The 8646-nt window shown below is 50.8% G+C and carries 7 protein-coding genes and 1 pseudogene; 4 read left to right on the top strand and 4 right to left on the bottom strand.

Annotation, left to right across the window (positions count from 1 at the left end):
* Nucleotides 1-20: 20 nt before the first annotated feature.
* A complete protein-coding gene (locus QVP67_RS12885; protein WP_022163974.1) occupies nucleotides 21-944 on the bottom strand; it encodes a glucosaminidase domain-containing protein in 924 nt (307 codons plus the stop codon).
* Nucleotides 945-1090: 146 nt separating this feature from the next.
* Here QVP67_RS12885 and QVP67_RS12880 point away from each other — a divergent pair, with 146 nt between their 5' ends.
* Complete coding sequence (locus QVP67_RS12880; RefSeq protein WP_022163973.1) at nucleotides 1091-1756, top strand: DUF4476 domain-containing protein; 666 nt, start codon at nucleotides 1091-1093, stop codon at nucleotides 1754-1756.
* 62 nt (nucleotides 1757-1818) lie between these two features.
* Complete coding sequence (gene cdd, locus QVP67_RS12875; RefSeq protein WP_022163972.1) at nucleotides 1819-2307, top strand: cytidine deaminase; 489 nt, start codon at nucleotides 1819-1821, stop codon at nucleotides 2305-2307.
* Nucleotides 2308-2325: 18 nt separating this feature from the next.
* Here cdd and QVP67_RS12870 read toward each other — a convergent pair whose 3' ends face one another.
* Genes QVP67_RS12870 through QVP67_RS12860 form a run of 3 tightly spaced genes read right to left on the bottom strand, consistent with a single transcriptional unit; the run spans nucleotide 2326 to nucleotide 5335 of the window.
* On the bottom strand, nucleotides 2326-3471 hold the full coding sequence (locus QVP67_RS12870) for a cytochrome d ubiquinol oxidase subunit II (RefSeq protein ID WP_022163971.1): 1146 nt from the start codon (nucleotides 3469-3471) through the stop codon (nucleotides 2326-2328).
* Between the two features lie 46 nt (nucleotides 3472-3517).
* Complete coding sequence (locus tag QVP67_RS12865; RefSeq protein ID WP_022163970.1) at nucleotides 3518-5059, bottom strand: cytochrome ubiquinol oxidase subunit I; 1542 nt, start codon at nucleotides 5057-5059, stop codon at nucleotides 3518-3520.
* A gap of 54 nt (nucleotides 5060-5113) precedes the next feature.
* A complete protein-coding gene (locus QVP67_RS12860) occupies nucleotides 5114-5335 on the bottom strand; it encodes a DUF4492 domain-containing protein (protein WP_022163969.1) in 222 nt (73 codons plus the stop codon).
* 269 nt (nucleotides 5336-5604) lie between these two features.
* Between QVP67_RS12860 and QVP67_RS12855 the strand changes: the two are divergent.
* Both QVP67_RS12855 and QVP67_RS12850 read left to right on the top strand, forming a co-directional pair.
* A pseudogene (locus tag QVP67_RS12855) lies at nucleotides 5605-7115 on the top strand (4Fe-4S binding protein).
* Between the two features lie 90 nt (nucleotides 7116-7205).
* Complete coding sequence (locus QVP67_RS12850) at nucleotides 7206-8594, top strand: aldo/keto reductase (RefSeq protein ID WP_022163966.1); 1389 nt, start codon at nucleotides 7206-7208, stop codon at nucleotides 8592-8594.
* The last annotated feature ends 52 nt before the right edge of the window (nucleotides 8595-8646 follow it).

The following is an 8646-nucleotide window of genomic DNA, read 5'->3' as shown; positions in this document are numbered from 1 at the left end:
CAACAGCCGCAAGGCAATTGTCAGCGCAGGCGCAGGCGGTCGCCTACCTCGGGAACGTACTCTTCGACATCCTTACGGTTCATCTTATAGAGGTTCTTCAGCCGGATGCCGTACTTCTGGGCAATGGAGTGCATGGACTCACCGTCGCGCACGATGTGGACCGTATAAGGTTTCTGCGCCTTCTTGTTTTTCTTCTTCAGGTAGATGATGTCGCCCGCCTCGATGGTGTACTCCTTATGCAGGTCGTTGTAATCGACCAGCTTCTTCCAGCTGATGTCGAACTCACCGCCCAGCAGACGGAACGTATCGCCGTCGCGTGCCACGACGTAAGCCAGACCGTTGGCCAGATATACCTGATGCGGATTGGCCAGCCAGGGTTTCTTCTTCAGCTCCTTTTCCCAGCGACGCGCCTCGCGCTTGCTCATGCCCTTGGTGTCGTACTTATAGAGCTCGTAATCCTCGATAATGGTAATCAGACGGTTGGCATACGACGGATCAGTGGCATATCCCGCTTTCTTCAACCCCTTTGCCCAGCCCTTGTAGTCGGTAATCTTCAGTTTGAAGAGGAAAGCATAGCGGGCACCCTGCCTCAGGAATTTCGAGTGATCCTCGTACGAGTCCTCTACCTTGCGATAAGCCCTGAAACACTCGCCACGGGCATCATCGTCGTGATAGACTTTGCGACCGCGCCAGGTATTGTGACACTTGATGCCGAAATGGTTGTTGCTTTTACGGGCCAGCACACTCTGCCCCGCTCCGCTCTCCAGCAATCCTTGCGCCAAAGTGATACTGGCCGGAATCTTATAACGGTTCATCTGGTCGATGGCCAGTTCGGAATATTGCTTGATATAGTCGTTGTAACGAGAGTTCCGGCGCTGCGCCGAGGCAGGCAGAAACAGAATTAATAAGGCTACAAAAGCCCACAGTCGGAACGTATATTTCATTTCTTTACCTTTGATTTCGGCGCAAAAATCTGCAAAAGAATCGAAAAAAACAATCCTTTTACTATTTATTAGCTACCCGATGAGGCATAAATAAGTTAAATTGGCTACATTTGAAACCGAGTTAAAAACCTTATCCGAAAACAAAAATGAAATGTAAACGCTATCTTATAGGAGTAGCAGCCACGTATCTGCTCTTGCAGACTTCCTGCTCAAGCATGTTCTATTCCAACTCCAATGTTCTGGGCCAAATCAAACAGGGCATGTCACCCGAAGAAACCACAAAAATACTGGGAGAACCCGAATACCGCCGCCTGGACTACGGACTGGAGGAATGGGAGTACCGGAAAATGCTGAACCCGCTGGATAGTGAAGCCACCGTCATCATCGTACGCTTCGAAGAGGGGCGCCTGGTCTACATGGATTCTTTCAAGGCATCGGAACGCCAGCCAGTCATGCCCGAGCCGCCCGTCACTGCCCCGCAGGAACCACCGGTAGTTGTTGTTCCGGGACATAAGCCGCGTCCCGTGATACGTCCCATCAGCGACAAACAGTTCACCGACTTCTACAACAAAGTGAAGGCACGTCTTTTTAAAGACGAACAGATGAAACTGATACGTGCCGGTGCCGACAACAAATACTTCACCTGCCAGCAATGCGCCCGCATGATGTCACTGTATGTCTTCGATGACGACAAGATGGAAGTGCTGAGAATATTCGCGCCCCGCATCGTCGACAAAGAGAATTACGAAACCGTAACCAAATCCCTTTCGCTTTTCGAACAAGAAAAAGCGATGAAGCTGCTGGGAATATAAATCCGGCAAGCAGGGAAAAGGCTTAACCCCGATAATCATTCACTTATAATAAACCTTGCACCATGAAACAACTGAATATCCGTATCGATGTCCAGGTATATGCTTACGACGAACTGGACAACGCCGACCGCGAACTGATAGACAACGCCTGCGAGGCTACCCACCGCAGCTATTCGCCCTACTCGCACTTCTCAGTAGGAGCTGCCGCACGCCTGGCCGACGGTACTGTCGTATGTGGCAGCAACCAGGAAAACGCAGCCTATCCGTCGGGACTCTGTGCCGAACGTACGACCTTGTTCTACGCCAACTCACGCTATCCCGAACAAGCCGTGACCACACTGGCCATCGCCGCCCGCAACGAACAAGGCGAATTTCTTGACGATCCGATTCCTCCCTGCGGTGCCTGCCGTCAGGTGATGCTCGAAACCGAGACACGTCACCAGCGCCCTATGCGCATCCTGCTGTATGGACGGAAAGGCATTTACGAGATAAAACGCGTTGGCGATCTGCTTCCGCTTTCGTTCGACGCATCGAACATGGAAGTCAAATGATATAGCATAGGACGGGCATCAATACGTATGCCCGTCTTTCATTTCGTCTGCATCGATCTTATGGCTGTCGATACGACGCCAGGCATAGAAGATGTAGGCCAGCACAAAAGGTACCAGGATGGAAACATAAGCCATCACTTCGAGCGTAAAACGGCTGGAGCAACTGTTGGCCAGCGTCAGCGAACTTTGCAGGTCGGCCACGGAAGGATAATAAGCCGTATGGTTATAGCCCGCCGTCAGTAAAAGAGCAAAGACCGCAAGTATCGTTCCCGCACCAGACAACCAGATTCCTTTGTCATAACCGGGTTTCCATAAGGTACGGACAATGCCACCCAGCACCCCTGTAACTCCTAACAGAAAAATGACAAGTACCCAGGGCATCGCCAGAAAGTTATGCAGATATTTGTATGGTTCCATGCAAATCCAGCCATTTTCGTGTTGTACGGCAAAGCCGTCGGCTACCAGCGTACGTACCAGAAACGCCAGAAAGAAAATCAGGAACAGCACGGAGTTTCCCCACAACGAACGGCGACAACGCGCAACAAGCTCCGTATCGGCTATGTTGTTGATAAAGTAGAGAGCACCCAGCACCCGCGCCAGGAAAAAGACAGCCAGTCCCATTACCACGTTCCACGGATTTGCCAGTGCGTCCAGCCCATGCCAGCCGTTGGCCCAGCGACTGATGACGGGCATCAGCGTATCGCCCATATTATCCTTGTCGATAATGAATGCAGAACCGGTAAAAAACGTCGCTACCGCACCGCCCAACAGCACAGGCCCCACTACTCCGTTGATGACCAGAAACACACGATAGGTGTTCTTACCCAAAAGATTGCCCGCCTGCGACTGAAATTCGTAACTGACAGCCTGCAATACGAAACTGAACAGAATAATCATCCAAAGCCAGTAGGCACCGCCGAAACTGGTGCTATAGAACAATGGGAAAGAAGCGAAAAACGCACCACCGAAAGTAACCAGTGTAGTAAACGTAAACTCCCACTTACGTCCCGTCGAATTGATCATCATTTTGCGGTGTTCTTCCGTCTTGCCCAGACAGAACAGCAATGAGTTACCACCCTGCACAAACAACAGGAATACAAGAAAAGCACCCAGTAGCGAAACTATTGCCCACCAATATTGCTGAAGAAAAGCATAAGTATCCATAAATACAGAATATTCTTTTTTTGATTTTACGATAAAACGACAGTGTTTAGAATCCCTTGCGAATGGCTCGGAGCATGATGCCTATCTCGGCTATCAGCAATACCGTGAAGAGGACTAAGAAGATGAAGAAAGTTGTCTGCACCGAACCCACGTCGAGCCTCGAAATGGCAGCCGAAGTAGGCAGCATGTCCTGTATGGCCCAGGGCTGACGGCCGCATTCGGCCACTACCCAACCGGCCTGTCCGGCCAGATAACCCAACGGAATAGTGAACAGGGCAATCCAATGCATCCAGCGCATCTCTGCCAGATTCTTCCGGTAGACCAAAAACAGAAGCACTGCAAAAAACAGGATGAAATATCCGCCCAGCATCACCATGACCCGGAACATGTAGAACGTAAGCGGTACATTAGGCACCAGCTCGTTGACATCCTTTATATACCCGTAACCAAAATAAGCTACATTGTCCTGCAACACTACGGCTGCTTCAGCCGCAACTTCTTCATTGCCGTCGGCCTTAGCCGTGCGATAAGCGGCAAAAGCAGCTATTGCCTTCCGGCCACGCGCCATCTTCTCCTCAGCCGACAAAGCCTGACTGCCATCTTTCAGCCGGTAGCCTCCTTCCAACAAATTATTGATGCCCGGCACAAAAGCATTCGGATCGCGTTCGGCCAGGAGCGATAGCATCTTGGGCAATTCGATACGCATCAGAAAAGGTTCTACCCCGTCAGCCGGTGTCTGTTTGTTCGGATTCAGAATGCCGAAAGCCACCAGTCCGGCTCCTTGCTGTCCTTCGTAATAGCCTTCCATGGCTGCCAGCTTCATAGGCTGTTTCTGGGCTACCTGATACCCGGAACCATCACCCGTCCAAGCCGACATCAGTGCGGCAAACAAACCTACCCAGGCCCCTACCCTGATACTGGCCAGCGCAAACTCCTTGTGACGGCGCCGCAACAGGTACCAGCAACTGACACCCACTACAAAAACGGCACCCAATACCCAGCCCGAAAGTATGCTATGAAAAAACTTATTAACGGCCATCGGCGATGTGGCCACAGCCCAGAAGTCGACCATTTCGTTGCGTGCCGTATCGGGGTTGAACACCATACCGACAGGATTCTGCATCCAGGCATTGGCAACCAGAATCCACCAGGCAGAAATCGTTGCCCCCAGTCCGGTGAGCCAGGTAGAAGTAAGATGAAAACGGCGACTCACCTTCCCCCAGCCGAAAAACATGACTGCAATGAAAGTAGCTTCCATAAAGAAAGCCAGTATTCCCTCGATGGCCAACGGCGCTCCGAAAATATCGCCCACAAACCAGCTATAGTTACTCCAATTGGTACCGAACTCAAACTCCAGTATCAGCCCGGTGGCCACACCTATGGCAAAATTGATGCCAAAAAGTCGCATCCAGAACTGGGCAGCCTGCTTCCAGAACTCATTACGGGTACGATAATATATCGTCTCCATAATGCCCATAATCACCGCCAATCCCAAAGTCAGCGGAACAAAAATCCAGTGATAGATAGCTGTCAAGGCAAATTGTGCTCTTGACCAGTCGATCAGGGAAGTGTCAATACTCTCGAACATAGATAAAAGATCGGGTTAAATTACACATAAAATTCAGCCATAAAAAAGCTATCCTCACTTTACTGCCCGCTGAATGAGTTCACGGCCTACATAATCGCTCTGTCCGGCTTCATCGGATGCCCGGCTATTAAGAAAATCGGGGAAGAAAAACAGACGGAGTACAAAGAAGATAACGAACAGCTTTATCAGGATAATAAGCCACAGCGTACGTCCCAAGGTCATACCACGAAAACCGTCGCGATAAAATCTCCATACGTTTGTCAGTGATTGCTTCATAGCAAGCAGATTTTTAAGGATTAGCATCGGGGCAAATATAAAACTATCTGCGCTTCCTCCCAACAAAAAACAGAGAAAAAATAGAGCCCCAAATACCCAAATAAGCAATCCGGGAAAAAGGAACTGTACATTATCCCCCAATCTGCTGTTGCAAGATGTTGCAAAAAGCGTAAAAAGGATAATCAACCGTAAAGTCAGAATTGCTATATTTGCACGGTTATAAAACTATTTTAATTAAGATACACACAAATTTCTAATAACTACTATTTATGTTACGTAAAATCAGACTAACACTTGCTGTCCTGTTCTTCGCACTCATTACGTTGCTGTTCCTCGACTTTACGGGAACGTTGCATACGTGGTTCGGCTGGATGGCTAAAATTCAGTTTCTGCCTGCCCTGCTGGCTCTCAACGTGGGAGTAGTGCTGGCGCTGGTAATCCTCACGCTGTTGCTGGGACGTGTCTACTGTTCGGTCATTTGTCCGTTGGGAGTATTTCAGGACGTAGTGGCCTGGTTTTCCAAAAAGACCAAGAAGAACCGTTACCGCTACTCGCCCGCCCTGTCGTGGCTGCGCTACGGTGTATTGGGAGTATTCGCCGTCGCACTGGTGGCAGGTGTGCACTCGTTTGTCGCCCTATTGGCTCCTTACAGTGCATACGGACGTATTGCTAACAACCTGTTTGCTCCCCTCTACCAGTGGGGAAACAATCTGCTGGCCTACCTGGCCGAACGTGCCGACAGTTATGCGTTCTACGATACCACCGTGTGGCTGAAGAGTGTCCCGACTTTCGTCATTGGAAGAGCGTCCCGACTTTCGTCATTGCAGCCGTTACCCTGGTAATCCTCATCGTACTGGCATGGAGAGGCGGACGAACCTATTGCAACACCATTTGCCCGGTAGGTACCATACTTGGCTTCCTGTCCAGATATGCTTATTTGAAGCCGGTTATCGACACGGATAAGTGCATCAACTGCAACCTTTGCGCACGCAATTGCAAAGCTTCGTGTATTGACATCAAGAATCATCAGATAGACTACAGCCGTTGCGTAGCCTGCATGGATTGTCTGGATAAATGCAAACACCAGGCATTGAGCTACAGACATCCGGTCAAAGCCGGAAGTGCGAAAGCAGAACCGAAAACCGAAAAAGACAGCTCACGCCGTGCCTTCCTGACATCGTCGGCACTGGCAGCCTCGGCAGCCGTACTGAAAGCTCAGGAAATGAAAGTAGACGGCGGACTGGCTACCATCGAAGACAAAAAGATCCCCAACCGCAAGACACCCATCCTGCCACCGGGAGCTCAGGGAGCACGACACTTCGCACAACATTGTACCGCCTGCCAGCTTTGCGTATCGGTATGTCCCAACGAAGTACTGCGTCCTTCAACAGATCTGATGACACTGATGCAACCTTTCTCTTCGTACGAACGCGGCTATTGCCGTCCCGAGTGTACCAAGTGTTCGGACGTCTGCCCTACGGGAGCCATCAAACCGATCACGGTAGCCGATAAGTCGGCTATCCAGATAGGCCATGCCGTATGGATCAAACGGAACTGTGTGGTGAAAACCGACGGTGTAGAATGCGGCAATTGTGCCCGCCACTGTCCGACAGGCGCCATTACGATGGTACCTTCGGATGCCAACAATCCGGACTCGCGCAAGTTCCCCGCTATCGACACCGAACGCTGTATCGGCTGCGGCGCATGCGAGAACCTCTGTCCGGCACGTCCGTTCACAGCCATCTATGTGGAAGGGCATGAACGCCATCGGATTATATAATAAAGAAGAACGGGCAGTAAGCAATAAACACAAAATGCCTGCCCAACTTCTGTAACTTCTTTACGCTTTATTACTAAACACTTTGCAACAATGAACGATCAAAATCATCATAAAGACATTTCCCGCCGCGAGTTTCTGAAGATTGTAGGCATCAGTACAGCTACTGCAACCGTAGCGCTGACGGGATGCGGACCGAAGGATTCGAACTCGGCCTCGCTACAGGCACAGGGAGAAGTTCCGACCGACAAAATGACCCTGCGCGAAAATCCGAAAACAAAAGAAAAAGTCTCCTTACTGGGATACGGATGTATGCGCTGGCCTACCCTGCCCGCTCCTGAAAAAGGAGGTAACGTCATCGACCAGGATGCCGTAAACGAACTGATAGATTACGCCATGGCACACGGCGTGAACTACTACGACACGTCGCCCGTATACGTACAGGGATGGTCGGAGAAGTCGACCGGCATCGCCTTGAAACGCCATCCACGCGAGAAGTTCTTCGTGGCCACCAAGCTGTCCAACTTCTCCAACTATACACGCGAGAACTCCATCGCCATGTACAACCGCTCGTTTTCGGAACTACAGGTAGACTACATTGACTACTATCTGCTGCACTCCATCGGTAACGGTGGCATCGAGACCTTCCGTGCCCGCTACATCGAAAATGGCATGATAGACTTCCTGATGAAGGAACGTGAAGCGGGACGTATCCGCAATCTGGGATTCTCGTTCCACGGTACCAAAGAAGTGTTCGACGAAGTGCTGGCCATGCACGACCAGGTGCATTGGGACTTCGTACAGATACAACTCAATTACGTAGACTGGCAATACGCCTCGGGCAACAACGTAAATGCCGACTACCTGTACGCCGAACTGGAGAAACGCCATATTCCCGCCATCATCATGGAACCGCTGCTGGGTGGCCGACTCTCGAAACTGCCCGAGCATCTGGTGGCACGCATCAAGCAACGTGGGCCTGAAGCAAGTGTAGCATCGTGGGCTTTCCGCTTTGCAGGCACGTTCCCCGGTGTTCTTACTGTATTGAGCGGCATGACCTACATGGAGCATCTGCAAGACAACCTGCGGACCTACTCACCACTCGTACCACTGACTGACGACGATTTCGAATTTCTGCAGCAGACAGCCGACCTAATGAAACAGTACCCTACCATCCCTTGCAACGATTGCAAGTACTGTATGCCCTGCCCCTACGGCATCGACATTCCTGCCGTACTGCTTCACTACAACAAATGTGTGAACGAAGGCAACCTGCCCACCTCGCAGGAACATGCCAACTATCGCGAAGCACGCCGCGCTTTCCTGGTAGGTTACGACCGAAGTGTGCCACGTCTGCGCCAGGCCAGTCATTGCATCGGATGCAAACAATGCAACTCGCACTGCCCGCAAAGCATTGACATCCCCAAAGAGTTGCACCGCATCGACCGATATGTGGAACAACTGAAACAAGAAACGCTGTAACAAAAACAAGAATGAAAGAACTGATAGAAATGCTTCACGCAGGAGGATACTC

Source organism: Bacteroides sp. CAG:633 (assembly GCF_000435115.1).
Taxonomy (GTDB): Bacteria; Bacteroidota; Bacteroidia; order Bacteroidales; family Bacteroidaceae; genus Bacteroides; species Bacteroides ndongoniae.
Note: the sequence above shows the minus strand (reverse complement) of the source record. Positions and strands in the feature narration are given on the sequence as shown.